Source organism: Nonomuraea sp. ZG12, assembly GCF_052068115.1.
In the GTDB taxonomy this organism is placed as follows: Bacteria; Actinomycetota; Actinomycetes; order Streptosporangiales; family Streptosporangiaceae; genus Nonomuraea.
In genome coordinates this window covers 25,437-49,459 of record NZ_JBQHCW010000024.1, presented here as the reverse complement: position 1 = coordinate 49,459, position 24,023 = coordinate 25,437, and the positions used below count along the sequence as shown (strand labels likewise).

Genomic DNA, 24,023 nt, shown 5'->3' with positions numbered 1-24,023 from the left:
ATCCGATGCTATCGCGGGTCGTACCCCAGCCTGGTCAGGTCCCGGCGGCTGCCGTAGAACACGTTACGGTCGACGGGGCTGTTGGCGTGCTGGTGGATCGTCCAGTCCTGCCAGGGCCGGGGCACCGTGGGCCGGCCGCGCGGGCTGTGCGGGCTGGCGATCCAGAGCGGATACTCGTCCAGGCCGGCACAGTGACCCGCGGCCGCGAAGGAGTGGTAGGTGTAGATGAACGGGCGTACGCCCGAGCGGCGTTCGACGACGCGGCACCAGCGGCGGGCGTAGCGGGCGACCTCCTCCGGCCGCTGGCCGTCGGCGGTCTCCAGGTCGAGCGCGATCAGGTCGCCCCGGCGCAGCCCGCCCGCCGTCCCGACGGTGCGCAGGAAGTGGCGCGCCTGCTCGGCGGGGTCACCCTTGGGACGGGCGAAGTGGTAGGCGCCGCAGACGATCCAGCTCTCCCGCATGCCGTCCCAGTTGCGGGCGAACCACCGGTCGGTGAAGTCGCCTCCCTCGGTGGCCTTGGCGAAGGCGAACGCCACCCCCGATCTGGCGTGCGAGCCCCAGTCGACGGAGCCCTGCCAGTTGGACACGTCTATGCCGTGCAGCAAGCCCTTCATCGTGCCGGAGTTTAGGGGGACACCTCCTGGTCAGCCCTTCGACGCGCCGATCAGCACCGCGCGAGTGCGCCTGCGGTCACCGAACACGGCGGCCCCGAAGTCGGTCACACCGGCCTCGGCGAGCTGCTCGATCTGGGCGCGGACGGAGGACTCGTCGCCGACGATCGCCACGTCCCCGGGCCCGGCCGCGCCCTCGCGGTCCAGCATGGCCCGGTAGGAGGGGAGCTGGCCGTACACCTCGAACATCTCGTCGGCGCGCGCCCGGGCGGCGGCGGGGTCGTCGGTGACGCTGACGGGCAGCGAGCAGACGATGCGCGGGCGCTCGCGGCCGGCCTCGGCGGCGGCCGCGTTGATCGTGGGCGCGATGTGGTCGGCGACGGTCTTGGGGCCGGTCATCCAGAGCGCGGTGCCGTCGGCCACGGCGCCCGCCAGCTTCAGCATGCGCGGGCCGAGCGCGGCGACGAGCACCGGGAAGCCCGCGCCGGGCGCGCCGAGCCGGATGTTGGCCTTCACGGTCTCGCCGGTGTAGTCGACCTGGTCGCCGCGGGAGGCGGGCAGCAGGACCTCCAGATACTCCTTCATCTGCCTGGCCGGCTTGTCGAAGCTGTAGCCGTACATGTCCTCGATCACGATCCGGTGGGAGAGCCCGATGCCGAGCGTCAGCCGCCCGCCCAGGGCGGCGTTGACGGTCATGGCCTGCTGGGCGAGCGCGGCCGGGTGGCGCGGGTAGATCGGCACCACGGCGGTGCCGAGCTCGATCGCGTGCCCGCGGCCGGCGACGGCGAGCGCGGTGAGCGCGTCGAGGCCGAAGATGTGCGACATCCAGGCCGAGTCGAAGCCGTCGTCGGCCGCCCTCGCGATCTCCTCGCTCAGCTCGGCGAACGGATCTTGGCCGGTGGGCTCGTTGAGGAGCAGTCCGAATCGCATGGCTCCAGAACTCCATTCTGTTGGCTGAGGCGAGTGTAACTCCGATCTTGAACGCGGACGGGTGTCGACCCGGCTGTTTCAGCAGCCCTTTGTAAAGTGGCCACATGACCGACGAACGCGCGGGACAGCCCGCTCAGCCCGCCGACCTGGTCGACGTCTCCAGGCTGGTGACCGCCTACTACGCGCTCCATCCGGACCCCGGTGAGGTGGCCCAGCGGGTGGCGTTCGGCACGTCGGGGCATCGCGGTTCGTCGCTGAAGGCCGCGTTCAACGAGGACCACATCCTGGCCACCAGCCAGGCCATCTGCGAGTACCGGCGGGACCAGGGCACCGACGGGCCGCTGTACCTGGGCATCGACACGCACGCGCTGTCGGAGCCCGCGCGGGTGTCGGCGCTGGAGGTGCTCGCGGCCAACGGGGTGCGGGTGCTGATCGACTCCCGCGACGGCTACACACCGACGCCCGCGGTCTCGCACGCGATCCTCACCTACAACCGGGGCCGCACGTCGGGCCTGGCCGACGGCGTGGTGATCACGCCGTCGCACAACCCGCCGGCCGACGGCGGCTTCAAGTACAACCCGCCGGACGGCGGGCCCGCCGGCACCGGCATCACCTCGTGGATCCAGGACCGCGCCAACGAGCTGCTGGCGCAGGGCCTCAAGGGGGTCCGCCGCGTCTCGTACGCCAAGGCCCTGGAGGCGGCGGGCCGGCACGACTTCATCGGCGCGTACGTGGACGACCTGCCGAACGTCGTGGACTTGGACGCGATCCGGGCCTCCGGCGTGCGGATCGGCGCCGACCCGCTGGGCGGCGCGAGCGTCGCCTACTGGGGGGAGATCGCCGAGCGTCACCGGCTCGACCTGACCGTGGTCAACCCGCTGGTCGATCCGACGTGGCGGTTCATGACGCTCGACTGGGACGGCAAGATCCGGATGGACTGCTCGTCACCGCATGCCATGGCCTCGCTCATCGCGAATCGGGATAAATACGATATTTCCACGGGGAACGATGCCGACTCGGACCGGCACGGCATCGTCACTCCGGACGGCGGCCTGCTGAACCCCAACCACTACCTGGCCGTGGTCATCTCCTACCTGTACGAGCACCGCGACGGCTGGCCGCGCGAGGCCGGGGTGGGCAAGACGATGGTCAGCAGCGGCATCATCGACCGGGTCGCCGACTCGCTGGGGCGACGCCTGTACGAGGTGCCGGTGGGCTTCAAGTGGTTCGTGCCCGGCCTGCTGGACGGCTCGCTCGGCTTCGGCGGCGAGGAGAGCGCGGGGGCGTCGTTCCTGCGCCGTGACGGCTCGGTGTGGACGACGGACAAGGACGGGATCATCCTGGCGCTGCTGGCGTCCGAGATCCAGGCCGTCACCGGCCGCTCGCCCAGCGAGCACTACCGGTCGCTGACGTCGCGGTACGGCGAGCCCGCGTACGCCCGGGTGGACGCCCCGGCGACGCGGGAGGAGAAGGCGGTGCTGGCCAAACTGTCGGCCGACCAGGTGACCGCCTCCAGCCTGGCCGGCGAGCCGATCACCTCGGTGCGGACCTCGGCGCCCGGCAACGAGGCGGCCCTGGGCGGGGTCAAGGTCTCGACGGCGAGCGCCTGGTTCGCCGCCCGCCCGTCCGGCACCGAGGACGTCTACAAGATCTACGCCGAGTCGTTCCAGGGCCCGGACCACCTCGCGAAAGTCCAGCAGGAGGCCCGCACACTGGTCTCCTCGGCCCTGAGCTGAGCTGAGCGGGCCGGTCCCCCGGCCTGGGCCCGGGGAGGCTGGTGCGAGGTCGGTCCTGGGTCGGTCAGGTCAGTTCGCGGGTCGATTCGCCGGGGACGCGGGTGCGGCCCAGGTCGGCCCGGCGGCCGGCCGCCACGCCGTCGCCGTAGCCACTGCCGCTGGTGCGGGGGACGCTGAGGCGGATGCGCGGGTAGGCCGCCGCCACCGCGCGCTCGACCTCGGCGTGCCGGTCCGCGAGCACGAGCGCGGTGCCCACCGAGGGCGCCTCCGCCTCGGCCCGGTTCTCGGCCTCGCGCAGCAGCCGGTAGACCTCGTCGGTGAAGCCGAGCAGCCACGACCGCCGGTAGGCCCGCACGGCCGTCACCTCGCCCGGCGGCCGGACGCGGGCCAGGCCGGAGGCCATCTGCAGCAGCAGCGACGTGGCCAGCAGCTCCGCGCGCTCCAGGTCGGCGGCGAGGCCGAACACGTGCACCCGGTGCCCGCCGTCGGCGCGCCCGATGAGCAGCGGGCGGCAGCGCAGCGCCTGGGCTACCAGGCTGACCAGCCGGGCCTTCTCCCTGGCCCAGGGGCCGGGCACGGTGACGATCCGGTCGCCGGGAGCCTGGCGGGGCCGCTCCGGATCGAGGGAGTCGATGCCGTACTTGGCCATGAGCGCGGACGCCGCCGCCATGAAGGCGGCCCGCTCGTGCTCGTTGTCCGTACGCTCGGCCTTGGCCAGCAGTTTCCTGACCCGCTCCAGCGTGCGTCCGCGCACCCCGCTCCCTCGTTCCTCTGACCTTTTACGACTTGGTCAGCACCCGCCCGTCGGCGGCGATGACGGGGAAGGCGCCGGTGTCGACGATGCCGTGCTGGTGGTAGAGCGCCTCGATGAGGGCGTGCGCCTGCGGCTCCAGCTTCCACAGGGAACGATACTCGCGCGCCGTGGTCAGCGAGATGCCGATCTCCTGGGCGATGTCGACCGTGCGGGGCACGATGCCCTTGGCGATCTGCCGGTCCCAGAACTCCCTGGCCGCCCTCATCAGCGCCGCCCGCTGGGCGGTGTCGACGACCTGCGGGGTGGAGTCGAGCATCACGATGTCCTCGTCCTCCTCGTCGACGAGCTCGGCCAGCGCCGGTGGCAGCGCGGGGCGGGCGGGCACCGGGTGGTGGTCGGCGTGCGGCTCCCACGGCACGCGCGGGTCGGCGTCGATGAGGGCGGAGGTGTTGTACAGGGCGGCGATCTGGGCGAGCAGCGCCTCCTGGCGGGTGGCGTCGACGGCCAGGCCGGTGTGCTCGACGGCCTGGTCCATGGCCTTGTCCAGCTTGGCCAGCGCGGCGCGGACCTTGCGCTCGGAGGCGCCGCCCTCGCGCAGCGCCTTGGCCCGCTTGGCGGCCAGCGCGACGCGGGTCAGCCTGCGGTGCGCGTCGACCTCGCTGGCCGTGCGGTCGCTGACCTCGGCGATGCCCATCCTGACCAGCAGCCGCTCGGGGGTGAGGCGCCAGTTGATCCGCCCGGTGCCGCGGATGCGGTGGCGCTCGATGGCCATGCCGCGCTCCCACAGCCAGGCGGCCACCAGCGGCGCGGCGAGCCTGAAGACCGCCTCGGGCAGGCTGCGCGCGTCCATGCTGGACAGCACCGCGGTCAGGCAGGTCAGCGCCCAGACGGCGATGCCGTCGATGCCGGCGGAGAAGTTCTCGCGCATGTTGCGGCGGGCCCGCACGGCGGAGGTGATGATGGCCACTTCGATGAAGGCGAACAGCAGCAGCCGGAGGGGGCCGTCCAGGCCCAGCACGTCACCGGAGAAGCGCCACATGCCCTGCGCGGAGACGCCGGTCGCGATGGACGCGGCGACGACGGTCAGCACGTCCTCGATGGGGCGGGGGGCGACGTAACGGGCGACCAGCCAGGTCAGGGCGCGCCAGGCGACTCTGAGCACCAGATAGGCCAGCACCAGGCCGGCCAGGCTCAGTAGGGTGATGACAGCGGTCGCGAGCGGCTTGTCTGTGATGAAGGCAGTGATTTCCTCGAATGTGGGCATCAGTCACTATCCGTGAGGCTCAGTCTCGGGCTCTAAACGACGAGATCATCGCAGAATGTCGCCATCTTGTACGCCAAACGCCGCCTGCTGCCCCACTTTGCCCCTCTTTCCCCATACGTCCCACCTGCATGATCAACGCGCGGGAACGTACCAAAATCACATCATGAGGACCGTCGCGCTCCCGGGGTTCGAGACTCACAATGGAGGGGCCGAATCGGCCTTAGGAGGGCTTGTGAGCAAGCGATCCCGTAAGCGCCGCGCTTTCCCCAGTGGCGCGCTCGGCCCGCGGCCCGGCTTCGGGCCGGGCGAGGCGCACGATCCCGGCGCGGACGACCCGCCGTTCGACGACCCGCCGTTCGACGACCCCTCCGACGGTGGCGGCGTACGCGAGCCGCGCAGGCCCAAGCCGGCGCCGCCGTCCATGACGGCGGAGGCGCCGCCGCCCGAGCCGCCGCTGCGGGCCCGCGACCGTACCCTGCCGCCGCCCGAGGAGATGACCAGCGTGCTCGCGCCAGGTTGAGATGAAATCTCGTCCTTCTGGAGGGGGTACGCCCTGCCTACGGATGGGACCATTCATCGAGGGATTTATCCCAACATGGTGTGATGCATCCCAATAGGACGGATTGCGATGACTGACTCAGAGTTCCCCCTCGTCCAGTTCATGCGCGACGGGTTCGATCCCGACGCCGAGCTCGCGCGCATCCGCGCCGAGCACCCGGTCTACCCCATGGCCATTCCCGGCGGGCAGACGGTGTATCTGGTCACGCGGTGGGACGACGTGCGCAACGTGCTCGGCGACCATGAGCGCTTCAGCAACGACTTCGCCGGCGTGATCGGCCTGGGCTCCAACCAGGAGGACCCCGGCGGCCTCGGCTTCCGCGACCCGCCCGAGCACACGCGGCTGCGCAGGTTTCTGACGCCCGAGTTCACCATGCGCCGCCTGCGCCGGCTGGAGCCGCGCATCGAGGCCATGGTCGAGGAGCACCTGGACCGGATGGAGGCCAAGGGCTCCCCCGTGGACCTGATGGAGGAGTTCGCGCTGCCACTCCCGTCGCTGGTCGTCTCCGAGTTGCTCGGCGTTCCGCACGAGGACCGCGCCGACTTCGTGAAGATCAGCACGAACCGCTTCGACTTCACCGCCGGCCCGGAGGCGTCGCTGCAGGCGGTCAACGACGCGATGTCGTACCTGACGGAGCTGGTGGCCCGCGAGCGGCTGAACCCCGGCGAGGGGCTGCTCGGCCAGCTGCTCCGTGACCACGGCGACGAGCTCGACGACCGGACGCTGGCCAGCATGGCCGACGGCCTGCTGACCGGCGGCCACGACACCAGCACCAGCATGCTCGCGCTCGGCACCCTGTGGCTGCTGGAGAACCCCGAGCAGGCCGCCAAGGTGCGCGAGGTCGACGGCTACGTCCACGACGTGGTCGAGGAGCTGCTGCGCTACATGACCGTCGTGCAGGTGGCCTTCCCCCGCTTCGCCCGCGACGACATGGAGCTGCACGGGCAGCTGATCAAGAAGGGCGAGCTGGTGCTCTGCTCGCTGGCCGCCGCCAACCGCGACCCGAACCTGGGCGAGGACATGGACCAGGTCAGGCCCGGGCGCGCGACCGCTGGCTCGCACCTGTCGTTCGGGCACGGCATCCACCGGTGCCTCGGCGCGCCGCTGGCCCAGATGGAGATGCGCATCGCCTATCGGGGACTGCTGCGCCGCTTCCCCGGCCTGCACGTCGCCGGTGAGGTCCCGTGGCGCAAACTGGCCATCGTCTACGGCGTGGATGAGCTACCCGTCGCCTGGTAGCCGGGTTACCTTCGCGGTGTGGACGAGAAAGTCATCGACCTGGCCGCGATCAGCGCCGTCGTGTTCGACACCGACGGCGTGGTGACCGACACCGGCCGGGGGCACGCCGCCGCCTGGAAGCACGTGTTCGACACCTTCCTGCGCGGCCGCTCGACGCCCTTCGACATCCAGGCGGACTACCTGCGCCATGTCGACGGCCGGCCGCGCCTGGACGGCGTCCGCACCTTCCTGGCCTCGCGCGGCATCACGCTGCCCGAAGGCGCGCCGGACGACGAGCCCGGCGCGCCCACGGTGCACGGGCTCGGCCTCGCCAAGGACGCGCACTTCCTGGCGCAGGTGGACAAGTACGGCGTGGCCGCCTTCCCGTCCACCGTGGCGCTGCTGCACGAACTGCGCCACCGGGGCGCGCGGACGGCGGCGGTCTCGGCCAGCCTGCACGGCCGCAAGCTGGTGGGCTCGGCGGGCGTGACGCACCTGTTCGACGTCCTGGTCGACGGCAGCGACGCGGCCCTGATGAACCTCCCGGGCAAACCGGACCCGGCACTGTTCCTGGAGGCGGTACGCCGCCTGGCCCTGCCCGCGAGCCGGGCCGCGGTGGTGGAGGCGGCGCTGCCCGGCATCGAGGCGGGCCGCAAGGGCGGCTTCGGCCAGGTGATCGCGGTCGACAGGGACGGCCGCACCACGAATCTGGGCGACCTCGGTCCGGGACTGGGTGACCACGCCACGGACCTGGGCGACCTCCGCGCGGGGCTGGGTGACCTCGGCGCGGACCTGGTGGTGAGCGACCTCGGCGAGCTGACCGTGCACGGCAGGGTCCTGCCGGTCGCCTCCCCCTGAGCCTCCTGCTCACGAGCGCCCTATCCTTGGCGTCGTGACCGTGCTCATCGACCCTCCCCACTGGCCCGGCCCACGTGGCCTGATGTGGTCGCACCTGGTCAGCGACACCTCCCACGCCGAGCTGCACGACTTCGCCGTCCGACTGGGCGTGCCGGCGCGGGCGTTCGACCGGGACCACTACGACGTGCCGGAAAGCGTGCACGCACGGGCGGTGTCGCTGGGCGCGCACGCGGTCAGCTCCCGCGAGCTGCTCCGCCGCCTGATCGACGCGGGTCTGCGCCGCCGCAAGGTCCACGGCCCACCAACCTGACGCGCCCGTCCACCACCCCAGCCGTCACCGCCCCGCCCCGCCTCGTTCCCCGCCCCAGGCTTCGCCCCGCCGGGCTCACCGCACCGCCGGGATAACGCCGGTGATCTGCTCGGCGAGCGCGGCGAGGTGCGCGAGCACGGCGACTGAGGCTCCAACGTCTCGACATCCGCCGCGCGGCGGACTGAAACGCTTCCTCATCTCCACAAGGCGCGGCTCCACGACGCCAGCGCGCCTACCCCAGGGTCGCGAGCTCGGCGCTCATGTTGGCGCGCGCTCGTCCCTCCCACAGCTCTCGCGCCTGCGGGGTCCTGTAGAGCTGCGGTACGGCCAGCAGCCGGCGCAGGATCTGGGCCCGGCCCTGGCGGAAGAGGTCGTCGGGCACGTGGGCGTACTCCTGACGGATGCGCGCCGCGTACTCCTCGTAGCCGTCGCCGCCGAGCACGGCCAGGTCGGCGTCGCACAGGACGGCGCCGTTGCGGTCGGTCCCGGTGAGCGTGTCGTGCGCGGCGGTCAGCCGTACCAGCCGGGCGACCTCGGCGATCCGCGCGGGCGGCACGCCGCAGCGCGGCAGCCTGGACTGGGCGAGCTGGGCGCTGCGCTCCTCGTCCCAGCCGGGCCTGCCGTCGTAGACGGCGTCGTGGAACCAGGCGGCCAGCCGTACGGCGCGCGGGTCGTCGGCCACGTCGGCGAGCCGGTCGACGGCGGCGAGCACGGCGGTGAGGTGAGTGAGCGTGTGATAGCGGCGATGCGCCTCCGACCAGCGGGCCACCAGCTCAGCGCCGACAGCCTCAGCCGCCGGCGACTCCCCTACCTCAGCCAGCCACCCCGTCAGCATGGCCCCACCACCCGTCGGTCGGTCAGCATGGGTCCACGATAGGTGCGTGCGGCCGGGAGACGAGCGGCGGGCGGGTTGCTAACGTGTCGGGCATCGACGCGACATCGGATGATCCCCGGCGCCTGCCCCGCTGGCGGGAGCTGCGGGCGTTCATGCCCGGCCGGCCGCGGCCGTTGGCGTCGCGGGCGCGGCGGCTGGCGGCGGCGGCCGACGTGGCCGACCTGCGGCGGCTGGCGCTGCGCAGGGCCCCGCGCATGGTGTTCGACTACGTGGACGGGGGCGCCGAGGGCGAGGTGTCGCTGGCCAGGTCGGTGGAGGCGTTCGCGCGGGTGGAGTTCAGGCCACGGGTGCTGCGCGACGTCGCGGAGGCGCCTACCTCGGTGGAGGTGCTGGGCAGGCGGATCGGGATGCCGGTGGTGCTGGCGCCGACGGGTTTCACCCGGATGATGCACCGTGAGGGTGAGCGCGCGGTGGCTCGGGCGGCGGCCAGAGCCTCGGTGCCGTACACCCTGTCCACGATGGGCACCACGACGGCCGCCGACGTCGCGGCGGCGGCGCCCGGTGGCTGGAACTGGTTCCAGCTCTACGTGGTGCGCGATCGGGGCCGCACCCGTGAGTCGCTGCGCCTGGCCCGCGCGGCGGGCATGGACGTGCTGGTGGTGACCGTGGACGTGCCGGTGGCGGGGGCGCGGCTGCGCGACGTGCGGCACGGCATGACGATGCCGCCCTCCCTGCGCTGGGGCAGCGTCCTGCGGGCGGTGGGCCGGCCGGCCTGGTGGTTCGACTTCCTCACCAGTGAGCCGCTGCGGTTCGCCACCGTCGTGGGGGCGCCCGACGACCTGGCGGGGATCACGAACCTGCTGTTCGACCCGACGGTGACGATGCGGGATCTGTCGTGGATCCGTTCGGAGTGGAAGGGTCCGCTGCTGGTGAAGGGCGTGCAGCGGGTCGACGACGCCAAGGAGCTGGCGGCTCTGGGGGTGGACGGCGTGGTGGTCTCCAACCACGGCGGCCGTCAGCTCGACCGTTCCCCCACGCCGCTGGAGCTGCTGCCGGAGGTGGTGGCGGCGGTGGGCGACCGCACCGAGGTGTTCCTGGACGGCGGCGTCCGCTGTGGCGCCGACGTGGCGGCCGCGGTCGCGCTGGGGGCCAGGGCCTGCTTCGTCGGCAGGGCCTACCTGTACGGTCTCATGGCGGGCGGTGAGCCGGGCGTGGACCGGGTGCTGCAGCTCCTCCACGGCGAGCTGGTGCGCACGCTGCAGTTGCTGGGCGTCGGTGGGGTGGGCAGGCTGGACGCGGACGTGGTACGCCTGCGCTGAGCGCGAACCGCCCTGCCCGCTACCGGCGGCGCGTCACCCGCACGCACCACTGGTCCGGCCCTTCGCGCAGGTAGGCGAAGCCGTAGTCGCCGCGCCCGGACGCCGACAGCCACCAGCACAGTGAGTTCAGGTCGTGGCTGGAGCGCAGCTCGATCTCCTCGTCGCGGCGCAGCCGGCGCAACCGGTCGGTGACAGCCTCGGTCGCCTTGGCGGCCGGCAGGGAGTCCAGGTCGACCACCGGTCCCTCGGTGAGGGCGTACCAGCGATGCGGGTGAGCCCCCAGCGCGGCGGTCGCCGCCGCCGGGGCGCCGAGCCCGGACAGGAGGCGTTCCTCGGTGGTGAAGTGGTCGCTGAGCTGGGTGATCAGGTCGCGGGTCATCGTGGCCAGCCGCGTCACCGAGCAGCGGCGCTTGCCGCCGGCCGCGCTGACCATCGCGTCGACGGCGGCGCGGAGCCGGGCGTGGTCGCGAGCCAGCCAGGCGAGGACGGGCGCCGTGCCGTAGGTGGGGAGGAGCAGCCGTTCCTCGTCGCTGATCTGCCGGATGACCTCCGCGCGCAGGTAGGCGGCCAGCGCTTGGAGCTCGCGCTCGGGCCAGCGGCTCTGGGCGGCCACCGCGAGCAGGTCCCTGGCGCGGGCGGTGACCTGGGCGAGCAGCTGGGCGTGTTCGCCGGCCAGGGAGTCGCCGCTCTGGCGCGTCGCTACATCGCCGCTCTGGCGCGTCGGCATGTCCCCGTTCACCGCAGGACGCTCGGCTCGTAGGCGGCACGCTCCTCGGGCTCGGCGGGGGTGGACCGTTCGAGGAAGCGGAGCAGCTCGACGGGGAAGGGCAGCACGAGGGTGGAGTTCTTCTCGGCGGCGACCTCGACGACGGTCTGGAGCAGGCGCAGCTGGAGGGCGGCCGGGTGGGCTGCCATGGTCTCGGCGGCCTGGGCCAGCTTCTCCGAGGCCTGCAGCTCCCCCTCTGCGGTGATCACGCGGGAGCGCCGCTCCCGCTCCGCCTCCGCCTGTCGTGACATGGATCGCTTCATCGTCTCGGGCAGCACGACGTCCTTGATCTCGACGCGGTCGATGTGCACGCCCCAGTCGACGGCCGGACTGTCCATCATCAGTTCCAGGCCCTGGTTGAGCCGTTCCCGGTTGGACAGCAGGTCGTCGAGCTCGCTCTTGCCGATGATCGATCGCAGGGAGGCCAGCGCGACCTGGCAGATGGCGGACTCGTAGTCCTGGACGTCGACGATCACGCGTACCGGGTCGACGACACGGAAGTAGATGACGGCGTCCACCCGGACCGTCACGTTGTCGCGGGTTATGCCGTCCTGCGCGGGGATGGGCAGGGTGACGATCTGCATGCTGACCTTGTGCAGGCGGTCGGCGATCGGCAGGAGCACGGCGAGTCCGGGGCCGAAGGTGTCCGGACGGACCCGGCCGAACCGGAAGACCACGCCCCGCTCGAACTGCTTGACGACCCGCACACTCAGGCAGGCCCAGAGCGCGGTCAGCGCCAGGACTCCGATGAGCACAGTGACAATGGCGTTCATTTCATCCTCCGATGTCCGGCGCCGCCCGCGCGGAGCCGGAGTCCCCACCGATCACGCTGAGCATGAGCGGGGTGGTGTAGGTGGACCGGGGCAGATGGGACGGCGTGCGGTCCGGAGGGCGTCGTCTCATCTGTGCCACCCGAGCATTTGTATCGTAACACGATAGATATGGGATGAACATGACCTGAGGAGACCCGCCGGATATGTCGCATCGCGATAGACTGAAACCGTGTCGGACCCAGAGAACGCGCAGACCGAGCCGCTGACCAAGCAGGATTTCGAGGCGCTGGCCAGGTTCCGGTTCGGGATCCGCCGCTATCTGCGATTCAGCGAGGAGACGGTGCGCGAGGACGGCCTCACCCCGCAGCAGTACCAACTGCTGCTGGCGCTGAAGGGCTTTCCCGGCCGCGAGTGGGCGACCGTGCGAGAGCTCGCCGAGCGGCTCCAGCTCCGCCACCACAGCGTCGTCGAGCTGGTCAACCGGGCCCAGGCTCAGGACCTGGTCAGTCGGGGGGCGCACCCGGACGACGGCCGGGCGGTGCGCGTGCTGCTGACGCCGAAGGGCGAGCAGGTGCTGGCCCGCCTGAGCGCGCTGCACCGCGACGAGCTACGCCGCATGCATACGGTGCTCACTCTTCCGGTCTGGAACAGCACACCACCCCAATGATAGACAAGGCGGGTGAACCGCCGCCGCCGTCGCGACGTATCCCTCTCTGTGAGCGGTGATCGTGTGCACGCCGGCCGGCCGATCCCGCGCGCCCTGCGTGCCGCCGTGTTCGCCGTCGTCTGCGTGTACACCGCGCTGGGCATGCACATGCTGGCCGGCGGCGGTGGCGCCCGGCTGCACGTCGTCGCCGCCGCCACCGCGATCACCGGGGCGGGGGCGTTCGTCCTGGCCGCCCGCCGCCCCTCCATGGGGACGCTGCTGGCCGCCGCCTTCGCCGCCCAGTACGGCATGCACCACCTCTTCGGCGCGGGCGTCACGTCGGCGCCCGTCGCCGGCCACCATGACGCCACCGGGCTCTCCCCCGGGCTCGGGATGCTGGTGGCGCACGTGCTCGTCGCGACGCTGTCCGCTTGGTGGCTGGAGCGCGGCGACTCGGCGCTGGTCACGCTCCTGCGCCTGCTCGGCTGCGCACTGCGCGACCTGTGGCGTCCGCTGCCCCGCGGGTTCGCCCCGCTCGCCGCGCCACGCCCCGCGCCGCCCGTCGCGGCGCCGGCTCCCGCTCTTCGCACGGCCCAGACGCTGTCCTCGGCGCTCTCCCGCCGAGGACCGCCGCGCTAGCAGGAGGCATCCGCTCCGCACCGCCGCCGCGCCCCTGCGCGGCCGGCCGGTCATGCCTGCCCTGCCCCTCCTCGCGTGCCGTTCGGAGAACGCCCATGACCTCTGTCCACGTACAGCCGGAAACCACCCAACCGATCACCGCCACCTCGTCCCAGCGCTACCGCGCCGTCTGGCGCTGGCATTTCTACGCCGGTCTGTTAGTCGCCCCCATCCTGCTGGTCCTCGCCGTGACCGGGGCCATCTACCTGTTCAAGGAGCCGTTCGAGGAGTGGCGCTACCAGGACGTGCGCACCCTCTCCTCCCCCGTCACCGCCGCCCGCCCGCTGTCGGAGCAGATCGCCGCCGCCCAGCAGGTCCGTCCGGGCGCGGAGGTGATGTCCGTGATCCCGCCCACCGCCCCGGACCGCACCACCCGAGTCATCCTCCAGGGCGCCGACACCGGGCCGTTCGCGGAGGGAGTGTCGGTGTACGTGAACCCGGCGACCGCCACGGTGACCGGCCAGATCGACGACTCCGCCACGTTCATGCGCGTCGTACGCACCATCCACGGTGAGCTGATGGCGGGCGTCGCCGGGGACCGGGTGGTGGAGATCGCCGCGTGCTGGGCGCTCATCCTCGTCGCCACCGGCGCCTACCTGTGGTGGAGCGGCCCCCGCAAGCGCCGTGCCACCTCGGCCCGCGGCCGGCTGCGCCGCGTGCACGCGTACACGGGGGTCGTGGCGGGCGCGGCCGTGGTGTTCCTCGTCCTGTCCGGGCTGCCCTGGTCGGGCGTCTGGGGCGCGGGGCTCCAGCGTCTCCAGGAGACCACCGGCTCCACGACACCGAGCGCGGACGCCTACCCTGACACCTCCACCGTGCCCACCCTGTCGGGCGAGCTGTCCCACCACCCCGACGCCAAGGTGCCCTGGGCCGCCGAGCGGCTTCCGGTGCCCCCCTCGCAGGACGACGAGCACGCCGCCCACTCCGGCACCGGCGGCGTCCTGCAGCCCGGGGCGCTCCCTCTGGAGCGCGCCCTGGCCGCCACCAGGCCGGCCATCCGGCGCTGCCCGGCCGCCGAGTGCGACCTCAAGATCCTGCTCCCCAGCGACCCGACGGGCGTCTACACGATCGTGACCGCCCCGCGCCGTGATCCGGCGGACGCGCAGACCCTGCACGTCGACCAGTACAGCGGGCGGGTGCTGGTCTCCTACGGCTGGGCCGAGTACGGGCTGATGGCCAAGGCGGTCGAGCAGGGCATCGCGCTGCACGAGGGCCGCCGCTACGGCGTCGCCAACCTGATCGTGATGCTCGGCGCCTGCCTGGCCCTCATCACGCTGGTCGTCACGGGGGTGTGGATGTGGTGGAAGCGCCGCCCCCGAGGCCGCGTCGGCGCCCCGGCCCGCGTCACCAGCCGGCGGACGGCGTACGGGGTGATCGCCATCATGGCAGTGCTCGGCGTGCTGTTCCCGTTGGCGGGCGTCACCATGGTGGCGGTGCTGGCGCTGGACCTGCTGGTGCTGCGGCGCGTCCCCAGGCTGTCCCGCGTGTTCGGCTGACGCTCTTCTCCCGCGCACGCGTCCGAGTACCACAAAGTTCTTCACAATGAGAAAGCGATCACATAACACATGAGCGGCGAATCCCCGAAGATCTGGACGTGCGCCATGAGTATCTCCAGATTGATGAACGGGATTCGCCAAAATGTGGAGGTATATGTGAAACGCGTTGCCGTCATCTCAGCCGCACTTCTGCTCACCGCGGCACTGGTGACCCCCGCGCAGGCCGCGCTGAAAGTGTCTGACGGCCCTCCGACCGAGTACGTCGTCCTCTACAAGGAAGGGGCCGACGCGCAAGCCACCCGGCAGGCCGTCGAGGCCGCGGGCGGGAGCCTGCTCAAGGAGAACACCGCGGTGGGCGTCGCCACGATCTCCACGACGAACACCGGCTTCGCGGCGGCACTCGCCGGTAGCGACGTGATCGAGGGAGTCGCCCACAACCGGTCCATCGGCAGCGTGCCCACGACCGCCCGCTCCACCGCCGCCGTACGCAAGGCCATCGAGGCCAGAGCGGTGGAGCGGGCCGCGACCGGCGCTCCCGCCACCACCACCTTCGGCAAGCCGGGCCGGGGCGCCGAGCCGCTGGCGGAGCTGCAGTGGGACATGAAGCAGATCAACGCCACGGCGAGCGGCTCGCACCGCTACAACCAGGGCGACCACGGCGTGCTCGTCGGGGTCCTCGACACCGGCGTGGACGGCTCGCACCCCGACATCGCGCCCAACTTCAACCGCGAACTCAGCCGTAACTTCACCGTCGACATCCCCGTCGACGCCAACGGCGCGGAGGTCGACGGCCCCTGCGAGGCGGAGCCCGACAAGTCCTGCGAGGACCCCGCGGACGTGGACGAGAGTGATCACGGCACCCACGTGGCCTCCGCCATCGCCTCCCCGATCAACCGGCTGGGCGTGGCGGGCGTGGCGCCGAAGGTGTCGATCGTGAACCTGCGGGTCGGCCAGGACTCGGGCTACTTCTTCCTCCAGCCGAGCATCGACGCGCTGACCTACGCCGGCGACCACGGCATCGACGTGGTCAACATGAGCTACTACATCGACCCGTGGCTGTTCAACTGCACCGACAACCCGGCGGACTCGCCGGCCGACCGGGCCGAGCAGGCCACCATCATCAAGGCCACCCAGCGGGCCCTCGACTACGCGCACCGCAGAGGCGTGACGTTGATCTCGGCCGCGGGCAACGGCGCCACCGACTACACCAAGGAGCTCGTCGACGCCTCCAGCCCCGACTTCGCCAGTGTGCCGGGCGAGGCGCCGTACAGCAGGACCATCCCGCCGAGCTGCGTGTCGATGCCGAGCGAGGGTGAGCACGTGATCTCAGTCTCCTCCACCGGCTTCAGCAAGCGCAAGTCGTACTTCTCCGACTACGGCAACGGCTACGTCGACGTGGCGGCTCCCGGCGGTGACGCCTACGACACGCCGGACAACAACCGTGACCTGGCCAGGGCGACCCTGGGCGCCTACCCGAAGGCGCTCGCCGAGGAGCGCGGCGAGCTCAACCCCGACGGCACGCCGAACGTCACCCATGTCGTGCGTGACTGCAAGGGCTCGACCTGCGCCTACTACACCTATCTTCAGGGCACCTCGATGGCCTCACCGCGCGCCGTCGGAGTCGCCGCGCTGATCGTGAGCAGGTTCGGCAACCGCGACCGCGTCCACGGCGGCAAGACGCTCAGCCCCCGCGTGGTGGAGAGCGTGCTGAAGAGCTCCGCGACCAGGACGGCCTGCCCGAACCCGCCCGCCTACACCTACACCCGCCACCTGCCCAACGGCACCACGGTGACGGACACGCACACCTGCGAGGGGAACAGGGGGAACAACGGCTTCTACGGCCGCGGCATCGTCGACGCTCTCGACGCGGTCCGCTGACGCGTGAGGCCGGCCCCCGCTCCGGGGCCGGCCTCCTCCGCGATCGGGTACGGGCTCAGCGGCGGGCCTTCAGCCTGAGCACCGCCTTCTTGCCGGACAACGAGCTGATCGTGAACTGGATGCCGTTGACCGTCGTCGCGCCTCCCTTGCTGAACCCTCCCCCGGCCGCGACGCCGGGACCGGTGCCCCGGACCTGGACCTGCCGGGAGTTGAAGGAGATGGTCAGCCGGGTGATGCCGAAGCGCGGGTGGATCCGGAACGACGTCTTCTTCGTCAGGGTGATCTTGCACGTGCCGTCATAGCAGGCCCGGTATTTCGGCGCCGCGACGGCGGAGGCGGGTAACTGGGCCGCCGGGGTCAGCGCACCGGCGGTCATCGAGGCGGCGATCAGGATCGCGGCGAACGCGTGGGGCATGACCCTCCGTACTGGCGTTTTCGCGGACGGTTCTGCTGATCTACTATGCGTGGCGAGCCGCGCACGAGTCCAGCGACTCTGGATGAATCGTCATATTTCTTGTCAGGGCTCACAGCCGCTCGATGACCGTGACGTTGGCCTGACCGCCTCCCTCGCACATGGTCTGCAGGCCGTAGCGGCCGCCGGTGCGCTCCAGCTCGTGCAGCAGGGTGATCATGAGCCGGGCGCCGGTCGCGCCGAGCGGGTGGCCGAGCGCGATGGCGCCGCCGTTCGGGTTGACCCGTGCCGGGTCGGCGCCGGTCTCCTTCAGCCAGGCCAGCACGACCGGGGCGAACGCCTCGTTGATCTCCACCACGGACATGTCGCCGATCGACATGCCGCTCCTCTTCAGCGCGTAGGCCGTCGCGGGGATCGGGGCGGACAGCATCCTGATGGGGTCCTCGCCACGGGCGGAGACGTGGTGGACCCGGGCCCGGGGCCGCAGGCCGTGCGCCTTCACCGCCGCCTCGGAGGCGAGGAGCAGGGCGGCGGCGCCGTCGGAGATCTGCGAGGCGAGCGCGGCGGTGAGCCGCCCGCCCTCCAGCAGGGGCTTCAGGGCGGCCATCCGCTCCCGGGTGGTGTCGCGGCGCGGGCCCTCGTCGGTCGTGACGCCCTCGATCGGGGCGATCTCGCGGGCGAAACGCCCCTCGTCGATCGCCCGGACGGCGCGCCGGTGCGACTCGAAGGCGAAGGCCTCCATCTCCTCGCGGGAGATGTCCCAGTCGCGGGCGATCATCTCCGCGCCGCGGAACTGGGAGACCTCCTGGTCGCCGTAGCGGGCCCGCCAGCCGCGCGAGCCGGCGAACGGGCCCTCGGTGAGGCCGAGCGCGTCGGTGGCGCCCTGGGAGGCGTACGCGATCGGGATCCGCGACATGTTCTGCACGCCGCCGGCCACCACGAGATCGCAGGTGCCCGACAGCACCGCCTGGGCGGCGAAGTGGACGGCCTGCTGGGAGGAGCCGCACTGGCGGTCGACGGTGACGCCCGGCACCGCCTCGGGCAGCCCGGCCGCCAGCCAGCAGGTGCGCGCGATGTCGCCCGCCTGCGGGCCGACCGTGTCCACGCAGCCGAAGATCACGTCCTCGACCGCCGCCGGGTCCACGCCGGAGCGGGCCATGAGCTCGCTCAGCGCGTGCGCGCCGAGGTCGGCCGGGTGCACGCCGGCCAGGCCGCCGCCGCGCCTGCCCACGGGCGTGCGGACCGCTTCGACGAGGTACGCCTCCGCCATCGCGAACTCCTCAGGTCGTCAGGATGCCTTCCAGGACCATGGCTATGTACTGCCGGGCGATCTCGTCGGCGGGCAGCGGGCCGTCGCTGCGGTACCAGCTCGCGGCCAGCCAGACGGTGTCGCGGATGAAGCGGTAGATCAGTCCGGTGTCGAGGTCGGCGCGCAGGACCCCGTCGGTGACGCCCCGGTCCAGCACCGACAGCCACATCTCGCGGAACCGCCGCTGCGAATCCAGCAAGTACGAGAAACGCGGATTTGTCACGAGATGCTTGGATTCGTTCTGATAAATCACGACGGCCGGCCGGTAGCGCTCGATGCACCGGAACGACTCGACGATCAGCGCCTCGAACGTCTCCCGCGCGCCCAGCTCCCCCGCGAGCACCGCGTCGTAGGCCGACCACAGGTCGGTGAGGAAGACGGACAGGATCTCGTCGACCATCGACTCCTTGGAGTCGAAGTGGTAGTAGAGGCTGCCGCCGAGGATGTCCGCCGCGTCGGCCACCTCGCGGACCGTCGTGGCCGCGTATCCCCGGGACGCGAACACCTCGGCGGCGGTCGCGAGCAGCTCCGCCCGCCGCCCGGCGCGGGCGGCGGCGGTGCTCTGGGAATCTCGGCGTCGTGCGCTCATGGGAAGGTGGACCTCTCAGGGATGCCGGCTGGAGACCGAGACGACCTCTCCGGTCATGTAGGAGGAGTAGTCGCTCGCCAGGAAGACGATAACGTTGGCGACCTCCCAGGGCTCCGCGGAGCGGCCGAAGGCCTCCTGGCCGGTCAGCTCGTCCAGCAGCTCCCGCGTCGTCACCTTCGCCAGGTGCGGGTGCAGGGCCAATGAGGGGGCCACCGCGTTGACCCGCACGCCGTGCGGCGCGGCCTCGATCGCCGCGCACCTGGTCAGCGCCATCACGCCCGCCTTGGCCGCGGCGTAGTGCGCCTGGCCCTCCTGGGCCCGCCAGCCGACCACCGACGCGTTGTTGACGATCACGCCGCGCCCGCGCGGCAGCATGCGCGTCAGCGCGGCGCGGGTGCAGCGCATGGTGCCGTTGAGCGTCACGTCCAGCACCCGGCCCCACTGCTCGTCGGTCATCTCCACGAGCCTGGCCGTGCCGCCGAGCCCGGCGTTGTTGACCACCACGTCGACCGGGCCGAGCCGCTCCTCGGCGGCCGCGAACAGGCCCTGCACCTGCTCCTCCGAGGTGACGTCACACGGCACCCCGGTCACCGCGCCGCCGAACTCGCGCGCCAGCCCCGCCACGCTCTCGGCGAGCCGGCGCTCGTGGGCGTCGCTGACGACCACCCGCGCGCCCTCCTCCAGCATCCGGCGGGCGCACGCGCCCCCGATGCCGGTGCCGGCCGCGGCCGTGACCACCGCCACCCGGTCGCGCAGCAGGCCGTGCCCGGGAACGTAGAGCGGCCGAGCCTCCTCGCTGAGCTTCACATGAGTTACCCTACCAAATACTTGTTAGAAAGAATGCGAGGGCCCCATGACCGTGGTGAACTACGAACGGCGCGGCCCCGTGGCGCTAGTCACCATGAACCGCCCGGACTACCGCAACGCCCAGAACTCCGCCATGACGTACGCCCTGGACGAGGCCCTCTACCGGGCCGCGGCCGACGACGAGGTCAAGGTGATCGTGCTGGCCGGCGCGGGCGAGCACTTCAGCGCCGGGCACGACATCGGCACCCCGGAGCGCGACGCGCACCTGTCCTTCGAGCGCAGGGCCGGCCTGTGGTGGGACCACGTGGGCAAGGACGGCGCGGACAGCCGCCTCGCCCGCGAGTCGGAGGTCTACCTCGGCATGTGCCGGCGCTGGCGGGAGCTGCCGAAGCCGACGATCGCGATGGTGCAGGGGGCGTGCATCGCGGGCGGGCTGATGCTGGCCTGGGTGTGCGACCTGATCGTCGCCGCCGACGACGCGTTCTTCGCCGACCCGGTGGTGCGGATGGGCATTCCGGGCGTCGAGTACTTCGCCCATCCGTGGGCGATGCCGCCGCGCATCGCCAAGGAGTTCCTCTTCACCGGTGACCGGATGCCCGCGCGGCGCGCGTACGAGGTGGGGATGGTCAACCAGGTGGTGCCGCGCGAGGAGCTGCGGGCGCAGGTCCTCGCGCTCGCCGAGCGGATCGCGGCCATGCCGCGGCTGGGGCTGGCGCTGGCGAAGAAGGCGGTCAACCAGGCGGAGGACCTGCAGGGCCTGCACGCCGGCCTGGACTCCGTCTTCGGCCTGCACCACCTCGCCCACGCGCACAACGCCGAGACCGCGGCCGACCCCCTGGCCGGGATGGACGCCAGGAGCATGAAGGCGGCCGCCGATGGATCTTGACCTGTCGGCCGTGGAGCCGTTCCGGGCCGACGTGCGCGCGTGGCTGCGGGCCCACGTCCCCGCCACCGCTCTGCCGTCGCTGGAGACGGAGGCGGGGTTCGCCGCGCACCGCGCCTGGGAGCGCGAGCTGTACGCGGCCCGCCTGTCGGTGGTGTCCTGGCCACGTGAGTACGGCGGGCGGGCCGCGACGCCGCTGGAGTGGCTGGTCTTCGAGGAGGAGTACCACGCGGCCGGCGCGCCGGCGCGGGTCAGCCAGAACGGCGTCAACCTGCTGGCCCCGACCCTGTTCCGGCACGGCACCCCCGAGCAGCTCGCCCGCGTCCTGCCGCCGATGGCCTCGGGCGAGGCGATCTGGGCGCAGGCCTGGTCGGAGCCGGAGGCGGGCAGCGACCTGGCGTCCCTGCGCGCCACCGCGACCCGGACCGAGGGCGGCTGGCTGCTGAACGGGCAGAAGACGTGGAGCTCGCGCGCGGCCTTCGCCGACCGGGGCTTCGGCCCGTTCCGCGCCGATCCCGGCTCGCTGCGGCACCACGGCCTGATCTACCTGATGTTCGCGCTGGACGCCGAGGGGATCACCCGCAGGCCGATCGGCCGCCTCGACGGCAAGCCGGCCTTCGCCGAACTGTTCTTCGACGACGTGTTCGTGCCCGACCGCGACGTCATCGGGCGGCCCGGTGAGGGCTGGCGGGTGGCGATGAGCACCACGGGCAACGAGCGGGGGCTCATCCTGCGCAGCCCGGGGCGGTTCCTGGCCGCCGCCGACCGGCTGGTCGGGCTCTGGCGCGAGCACGGCGACCCCGCCGACACCGCACTGCGGGACCGGGTGGCCGACGCGTGGATCCGGGCACGCGCGTACCGGCTCAAGGGCTTCGAGACGATCTCCCGGGGCGAGGACGTGGGCGCGGAGTCCAGCGTCAACAAGCTCTTCTGGTCGGAGCTGGACGTGGCCCTGCACGAGACCGCCCTGGACCTGCTCGGCCCGGCCGGGGAGCTGGCGGGCGAGTGGCTGGAGGGGTACGTCTTCTCCCTCGCGGGCCCGATCTACGCCGGCACCAACGAGATCCAGCGCGACATCGTCGCCGACCGGGTGCTCGGCCTGCCGAGAGCGGGGCGGTCGTGAAGTTCGTCCTGGACGCCGAGCAGAGGCTGTTCGGCGAGACGGTGGACAAGCTGCTGGCTCAGGCGGCGGTGCCCGGCGCCGTCCGGTCATGGGCGGCCGGGGATCCGGAGCCCGGCCTGGCGCTGTGGCGGTCGCTGGCCGGGGCGGGGGTGTTCGCGGTCGCGGTGCCGGAGAAGGCGGGGGGCGCCGGTGTGCTCCCGGTCGAGCTCGTGACCGCCTTCCACGAACTCGGCCGGCACGGCGTGCCCGGCCCCTGCGCCGAGACGGTCGCGGTGGCCGTGCTACTGGACCGGCTGGCTCTGGACTCCTCGCGGCTGGCGGGCATCGCGGACGGGACGGTCGTCGCCACGCTGGCGCTCCCCCGCACGCCGGACACCACCGCCACGCTGGCGCTCCCCTGCACGCCGGACACCACCGCCACGCTGGCGCTCCCCTGCACGCCGGACACCACCGCCACGCGGGAGCCGCCGGGCACGCTCGGCACCGCCACCACGCCGATACCCCCGTACGCGCTGGATGCCGACATAGCGGCCCCGGTGCTGATGGTGACGGGGGCGCAGCTGCGGGCCGGAGTTCCTGGGGGCGTCCTCACCTCTCTGGATCCGGCTCGCCGGCTGTTTCCCGTCACGCCGGGTGACGTGCTCGCCGCCGGCCCCGAGGTGGTGGCCGCCGCCGGCGAGGCTCGCGATCTGGGCACGCTGGCATGCGCCGCCCAGCTCACGGGACTGGGCCGCCGCCTGCTGGAGGTGTCGGTGGAGTACGCCAGGACGCGGCGGCAGTTCGGGCGGCCGATCGGCGAGTTCCAGGCGGTCCGGCACCATCTGGCGAACGCGCTGGTCGAGCTGGAGTACGCCCGTCCCCTGGTGCACGGCGCGGCCCTCGCCCACGGCACCCCGGACTTCGCCCGTGAGGTGTCGGCGGCCAAGGTCATGGCGTCGGAGGCCGCGTACCGGACTGCCAGGATCGCCCTTCAGGTGCACGGCGCGATCGGCTACACCGACGCGTACGACCTCAGTCTGCTGATCCGCAAGGCGCGCGCCCTGCGCGCCGCATGGGGCTCCCCCGCCGAGCACCGGGCCCGCCTGATGTCCGCACTGAGCTGACCCTGAGCTGACCCTGAGCCGACGCTGAGCCGAAACCCGCGCCCGGCACGCCTCGCCGGGGCCGTGCGGCGCTCAGGGGGGCAGGTCGGCGCCAAGGCGGCCGAGCACGTGGGCGGCGCGGGTGACGACGGCGTCGATCAGGGCCTCGCAGGAGGGCAGGTCGTCGATGACCGCCACGGCCTGCCCGGAGGCCAGCACCCCCAGGTCGGCGCGGCCGTCCACCATGGCGGCCTTGAGCAGCACGGGGGTGCTGGCCGCCATCAGCACCTGCGACCAGGTGAGCTCCTTGCCGTGCTTCATGGCCAGCCCGTCGCGGATCAGCTCCGGCCAGGACATCCGGGAGATCGACTTGAACCGAGCGGCGTTGCGCAGCGCCCGGATCGTCCGGGTCACCGGGCCTGACCGTTCCAGGCCGTCGACCAGCGGCGTGCGCAGGACGCGGTGCGGCATGCCGTCCACCTGGCGGGTGACCACGGTTTCGGTCCCGGCGAGGTAGGCCCGTTTGACCGCGTCGGGGACCGTACTGTCGGAGGTCAGCAGGAACCGCGTGCCCATCGCGATGCCCGCCGCGCCGTAGGCGAGGGCGGCGGCGAGCCCGCGCCCGTCGAAGAAGCCGCCGGCCGCGATGACCGGGATGTCGACCGCGTCGACGACCTGGGGCAGCAGCAGCGTGGTGGCGATCGGGCCGGTGTGCCCGCCGCCCTCGCCGCCCTGGACCAGCACGGCGTCGGCCCCCCAGGCGGCGACCTTCTCGGCGTGCCGCCGCGCGCCCACCGACGGGATCACCACGACTCCGGCGTCCTTCAGCTTGGCGATCAGCTCCCGGCGCGGGGCCAGCGCGAACGAGGCGACCCTGACCTGCTCGCTGATCAGCAGGTCGATCCGGTCGCCCGCGTCGGAGGCGTCGGCGCGCAGGTTGACCCCGAAGGGCTCACCGGTGCGCGCGCGAACCGCCCTGATCGCGGCGGCGAGCTCGTCCAGGCTCATGGTGGCCGAGCCGAGGACGCCGAGCCCACCGGCCCGCGCCACGGCGGTCACCAGCCGGGGCCCGGCCACCCAGCCCATCCCGGTCTGCACGACGGGGTGCCGAACCCCCGTGAGCCGGGTCAGCGACGTCTCCAGCACCTGACCCATCACCCGCGGACCACCGGCCACGTCACCACACC

At 72.4% G+C, this 24,023-nt stretch carries 26 protein-coding genes; 13 read left to right on the top strand and 13 right to left on the bottom strand.

The window, feature by feature from the left end:
- Positions 1–8: 8 nt before the first annotated feature.
- Together ACTMTF_RS39475 and ACTMTF_RS39470 are read right to left on the bottom strand one after the other, a co-directional pair.
- On the bottom strand, positions 9–614 hold the full coding sequence (locus ACTMTF_RS39475; RefSeq protein WP_441115240.1) for a glycoside hydrolase family 25 protein: 606 nt from the start codon (positions 612–614) through the stop codon (positions 9–11).
- A 30-nt stretch (positions 615–644) separates the two neighbouring features.
- Positions 645–1,541: a TIGR03564 family F420-dependent LLM class oxidoreductase gene (locus ACTMTF_RS39470; RefSeq protein WP_441115239.1), complete on the bottom strand. Its 897-nt coding sequence runs from the start codon at positions 1,539–1,541 to the stop codon at positions 645–647.
- A gap of 104 nt (positions 1,542–1,645) precedes the next feature.
- Between ACTMTF_RS39470 and pgm the strand changes: the two genes are divergently transcribed.
- Positions 1,646–3,277 carry a phosphoglucomutase (alpha-D-glucose-1,6-bisphosphate-dependent) gene (gene pgm / locus ACTMTF_RS39465; RefSeq protein WP_441115238.1) on the top strand — a complete coding sequence of 544 codons (1,632 nt, stop codon included), beginning with the start codon at positions 1,646–1,648 and terminating at the stop codon, positions 3,275–3,277.
- 64 nt (positions 3,278–3,341) lie between these two features.
- Here the strand turns inward: pgm and ACTMTF_RS39460 are convergent, their stop codons facing one another.
- Both ACTMTF_RS39460 and ACTMTF_RS39455 read right to left on the bottom strand, forming a co-directional pair.
- The gene (locus ACTMTF_RS39460) at positions 3,342–4,031 is read right to left on the bottom strand and encodes a DUF2786 domain-containing protein (RefSeq protein WP_441115237.1); all 690 of its coding nucleotides are present in this window, start codon (positions 4,029–4,031) and stop codon (positions 3,342–3,344) included.
- A gap of 25 nt (positions 4,032–4,056) precedes the next feature.
- Entirely contained in the window at positions 4,057–5,295 is a 1,239-nt protein-coding gene (locus tag ACTMTF_RS39455) for a hypothetical protein (RefSeq protein WP_441115236.1), read from the bottom strand.
- Positions 5,296–5,527: 232 nt separating this feature from the next.
- On the opposite strand from ACTMTF_RS39455, the gene ACTMTF_RS39450 reads away from it, so the two are divergent.
- From ACTMTF_RS39450 to ACTMTF_RS39435, 4 genes are all read left to right on the top strand, one after another.
- Entirely contained in the window at positions 5,528–5,815 is a 288-nt protein-coding gene (locus tag ACTMTF_RS39450; protein ID WP_441115235.1) for a hypothetical protein, read from the top strand.
- A gap of 108 nt (positions 5,816–5,923) precedes the next feature.
- Positions 5,924–7,093, top strand: coding sequence for a cytochrome P450 (locus tag ACTMTF_RS39445; protein WP_441115234.1), 1,170 nt, complete (start codon positions 5,924–5,926; stop codon positions 7,091–7,093).
- An 18-nt stretch (positions 7,094–7,111) separates the two neighbouring features.
- Complete coding sequence (locus tag ACTMTF_RS39440) at positions 7,112–7,930, top strand: HAD family hydrolase (protein ID WP_441115233.1); 819 nt, start codon at positions 7,112–7,114, stop codon at positions 7,928–7,930.
- Positions 7,931–7,964: 34 nt separating this feature from the next.
- Entirely contained in the window at positions 7,965–8,240 is a 276-nt protein-coding gene (locus ACTMTF_RS39435) for a DUF4031 domain-containing protein (RefSeq protein WP_441115232.1), read from the top strand.
- A 232-nt stretch (positions 8,241–8,472) separates the two neighbouring features.
- On the opposite strand, the gene ACTMTF_RS39430 is transcribed toward ACTMTF_RS39435, so the two are convergent.
- Positions 8,473–9,075 carry an HD domain-containing protein gene (locus ACTMTF_RS39430; protein ID WP_441115231.1) on the bottom strand — a complete coding sequence of 201 codons (603 nt, stop codon included), beginning with the start codon at positions 9,073–9,075 and terminating at the stop codon, positions 8,473–8,475.
- Positions 9,076–9,158: 83 nt separating this feature from the next.
- Between ACTMTF_RS39430 and ACTMTF_RS39425 the strand changes: the two genes are divergently transcribed.
- Complete coding sequence (locus tag ACTMTF_RS39425) at positions 9,159–10,394, top strand: alpha-hydroxy acid oxidase (RefSeq protein ID WP_441115230.1); 1,236 nt, start codon at positions 9,159–9,161, stop codon at positions 10,392–10,394.
- Between the two features lie 19 nt (positions 10,395–10,413).
- On the opposite strand, the gene ACTMTF_RS39420 is transcribed toward ACTMTF_RS39425, so the two are convergent.
- From ACTMTF_RS39420 to ACTMTF_RS39410, 3 genes are read right to left on the bottom strand one after another with little or no spacing between them, the layout of a single operon-like run.
- Positions 10,414–11,133, bottom strand: a complete 720-nt coding sequence (locus ACTMTF_RS39420; RefSeq protein WP_441115229.1) for a hemerythrin domain-containing protein — start codon at positions 11,131–11,133, stop codon at positions 10,414–10,416.
- Positions 11,130–11,933 carry a slipin family protein gene (locus tag ACTMTF_RS39415; RefSeq protein ID WP_441115228.1) on the bottom strand — a complete coding sequence of 268 codons (804 nt, stop codon included), beginning with the start codon at positions 11,931–11,933 and terminating at the stop codon, positions 11,130–11,132. The genes ACTMTF_RS39420 and ACTMTF_RS39415 overlap by 4 nt, the downstream gene beginning before the upstream one ends.
- 1 nt (position 11,934) lies before the next feature.
- Positions 11,935–12,063, bottom strand: coding sequence for a hypothetical protein (locus ACTMTF_RS39410; RefSeq protein WP_441115227.1), 129 nt, complete (start codon positions 12,061–12,063; stop codon positions 11,935–11,937).
- A 99-nt stretch (positions 12,064–12,162) separates the two neighbouring features.
- On the opposite strand from ACTMTF_RS39410, the gene ACTMTF_RS39405 reads away from it, so the two are divergent.
- From ACTMTF_RS39405 to ACTMTF_RS39390, 4 genes are all read left to right on the top strand, one after another.
- Positions 12,163–12,600, top strand: coding sequence for a MarR family winged helix-turn-helix transcriptional regulator (locus ACTMTF_RS39405; protein ID WP_441115226.1), 438 nt, complete (start codon positions 12,163–12,165; stop codon positions 12,598–12,600).
- Between the two features lie 48 nt (positions 12,601–12,648).
- Positions 12,649–13,218 carry an MFS transporter gene (locus ACTMTF_RS39400; protein WP_441115225.1) on the top strand — a complete coding sequence of 190 codons (570 nt, stop codon included), beginning with the start codon at positions 12,649–12,651 and terminating at the stop codon, positions 13,216–13,218.
- Between the two features lie 95 nt (positions 13,219–13,313).
- The gene (locus ACTMTF_RS39395; protein ID WP_441115224.1) at positions 13,314–14,753 is read left to right on the top strand and encodes a PepSY-associated TM helix domain-containing protein; all 1,440 of its coding nucleotides are present in this window, start codon (positions 13,314–13,316) and stop codon (positions 14,751–14,753) included.
- A 156-nt stretch (positions 14,754–14,909) separates the two neighbouring features.
- The gene (locus ACTMTF_RS39390) at positions 14,910–16,631 is read left to right on the top strand and encodes a S8 family serine peptidase (RefSeq protein WP_441115223.1); all 1,722 of its coding nucleotides are present in this window, start codon (positions 14,910–14,912) and stop codon (positions 16,629–16,631) included.
- Between the two features lie 55 nt (positions 16,632–16,686).
- Here the strand turns inward: ACTMTF_RS39390 and ACTMTF_RS39385 are convergent, their stop codons facing one another.
- The 4 genes from ACTMTF_RS39385 to ACTMTF_RS39370 form a co-directional block, all read right to left on the bottom strand.
- Positions 16,687–17,046: a hypothetical protein gene (locus ACTMTF_RS39385; RefSeq protein ID WP_441115222.1), complete on the bottom strand. Its 360-nt coding sequence runs from the start codon at positions 17,044–17,046 to the stop codon at positions 16,687–16,689.
- 109 nt (positions 17,047–17,155) lie between these two features.
- The gene (locus tag ACTMTF_RS39380; RefSeq protein ID WP_441115221.1) at positions 17,156–18,313 is read right to left on the bottom strand and encodes an acetyl-CoA C-acetyltransferase; all 1,158 of its coding nucleotides are present in this window, start codon (positions 18,311–18,313) and stop codon (positions 17,156–17,158) included.
- A 10-nt stretch (positions 18,314–18,323) separates the two neighbouring features.
- Positions 18,324–18,941 carry a TetR/AcrR family transcriptional regulator gene (locus ACTMTF_RS39375; protein WP_397016693.1) on the bottom strand — a complete coding sequence of 206 codons (618 nt, stop codon included), beginning with the start codon at positions 18,939–18,941 and terminating at the stop codon, positions 18,324–18,326.
- A gap of 15 nt (positions 18,942–18,956) precedes the next feature.
- A complete protein-coding gene (locus ACTMTF_RS39370) occupies positions 18,957–19,748 on the bottom strand; it encodes an SDR family oxidoreductase (RefSeq protein ID WP_441115220.1) in 792 nt (263 codons plus the stop codon).
- Positions 19,749–19,794: 46 nt separating this feature from the next.
- Between ACTMTF_RS39370 and ACTMTF_RS39365 the strand changes: the two genes are divergently transcribed.
- The 3 genes from ACTMTF_RS39365 to ACTMTF_RS39355 are packed head-to-tail and all read left to right on the top strand — an operon-like array spanning position 19,795 to position 22,857.
- On the top strand, positions 19,795–20,634 hold the full coding sequence (locus ACTMTF_RS39365) for an enoyl-CoA hydratase (RefSeq protein WP_441115219.1): 840 nt from the start codon (positions 19,795–19,797) through the stop codon (positions 20,632–20,634).
- Entirely contained in the window at positions 20,624–21,754 is a 1,131-nt protein-coding gene (locus ACTMTF_RS39360; protein WP_441115218.1) for an acyl-CoA dehydrogenase family protein, read from the top strand. Before ACTMTF_RS39365 ends, ACTMTF_RS39360 begins: the two co-directional genes overlap by 11 nt.
- Positions 21,751–22,857: an acyl-CoA dehydrogenase family protein gene (locus ACTMTF_RS39355; RefSeq protein WP_441115217.1), complete on the top strand. Its 1,107-nt coding sequence runs from the start codon at positions 21,751–21,753 to the stop codon at positions 22,855–22,857. Before ACTMTF_RS39360 ends, ACTMTF_RS39355 begins: the two co-directional genes overlap by 4 nt.
- 72 nt (positions 22,858–22,929) lie before the next feature.
- Here ACTMTF_RS39355 and ACTMTF_RS39350 read toward each other — a convergent pair whose 3' ends face one another.
- Entirely contained in the window at positions 22,930–23,991 is a 1,062-nt protein-coding gene (locus tag ACTMTF_RS39350) for an NAD(P)H-dependent flavin oxidoreductase (protein ID WP_441115301.1), read from the bottom strand.
- Positions 23,992–24,023 lie beyond the last annotated feature (32 nt).